Below are 1367 nucleotides of genomic sequence, written 5' to 3' on the forward strand. Positions count from 1 at the left end.
GGATAATATTTAAATTGATTTACTATTTTTTTGATTAATGGTAAATGAAGTTCAATTAATTGATCTCGTATTTCTAAATTCTTTTTATTTTTTAAAAATTCTTTAAATAATTCTTCTCTTAACATTTAATTCCTTTCTAAAAACGTTTTTAGAAAGGATAAGAAATTATTGTTTTAGCCTTAGAAAAGAAAAAAAGACTAACTTAATAATTAGTCTTACAGAATTTTTAAAAAGCAAAAAGTGTCTAAACTTTTGGAACAGTTCACGGCTTTCAAGCTTATCAAAAATGTTTTTTAGACCCTTATCTTTCATACGAAGAGGCCGAAAAGAAACAAATAGTGGATTTAGCTATTCATTTTTTTGGCGAAGATAAAGTTGAAGTCATGACATAATGATTTATTATAAAATAACAATTAAACAACAACAAAAGTATTATTTTGCCCTATATGACCTTTAAAAAATAAAATTAATAATATGAATCACGCACATTCAATTACTAGGCCAAAAATTGATAAATATTTTAACAAAATGACAAAAACAAATCCAAAGGAGAAAATAAAAATGAAAAACGACCTTAATCAAGGAATTAGAATCGGCGGATGGAATACCAAAACCACCCCTACTGATTTAGACCAAATTAAACTCTTTTTACAAACTTTAAAACAAGATTTAATCAATCTGACTATTATAACCCACTCTAAAAAGAAAAATACTTACCAAGAAGCCAATTATCGCCCTAAAAAACCAAACTCTCTTCGTCGATCCTCAAATCTTGGATGAAATTAAACAAACAAAAATAACCTTAATTAATGATAATTTCTCTTCTAGTAATAGTAAACTATTACTTTCAGATTTACCCCCCTTTAAAAACCAAAATACCCCCCCCTTAAAACCTATCATGATATCTTTCAAATCAATTATAAAAATGAATCTAAAAATATCATCAAAGAATTAATTGGCAAAATTGATGTCAATAAGTTAGAAATTTTACAGTTATATCAATTAGACCCTCAAAAGCTAGATAAATATCATAAACCTATGAAAACTAACTATAAAAAAGGGTTAAACATCATCTATTATCGAAAAGAAGATTTAAAATACATTAAATCTTTTTTGACAAAAGATAAACAAGGTTATCGGGTGAAAAAGTTACGTTCTGGTTATTTATCCAATTTAAATAAAAAAGAATTAAAAACAAATAAATAATTTATAAAATTACCACTTTATTACCGTTTTATTACCATCTTATTACCACTTTGTTACCATGTTACTTTTCATATATCCTTTTTAATAAAAAGCTTATTTAAGGAGTGATATTTGATATTTTATATCGATAATGATAATGATAACGATATTTGATATTATCG

General features: G+C 24.9%; 3 pseudogenes. 2 read left to right on the forward strand and 1 reads right to left on the reverse strand.

The features are described 5' to 3' along the window. Positions 1-125 (reverse strand): annotated as a pseudogene (locus tag OL66_RS03090) (sigma-70 family RNA polymerase sigma factor); the annotation flags it as partial. A 138-nt stretch (positions 126-263) separates the two neighbouring features. On the opposite strand from OL66_RS03090, the pseudogene OL66_RS04395 reads away from it, so the two are divergent. Both OL66_RS04395 and OL66_RS03095 read left to right on the forward strand, forming a co-directional pair. Continuing rightward, positions 264-392, forward strand: a pseudogene (locus OL66_RS04395) (toprim domain-containing protein); the annotation flags it as partial. 169 nt (positions 393-561) lie between these two features. Then, a pseudogene (locus tag OL66_RS03095) lies at positions 562-1206 on the forward strand (phase variable surface lipoprotein). The last annotated feature ends 161 nt before the right edge of the window (positions 1207-1367 follow it).

This window comes from Chrysanthemum yellows phytoplasma, assembly GCF_000803325.1.
GTDB lineage: Bacteria > Bacillota_I > Bacilli_A > Acholeplasmatales > Acholeplasmataceae > Phytoplasma > Phytoplasma asteris.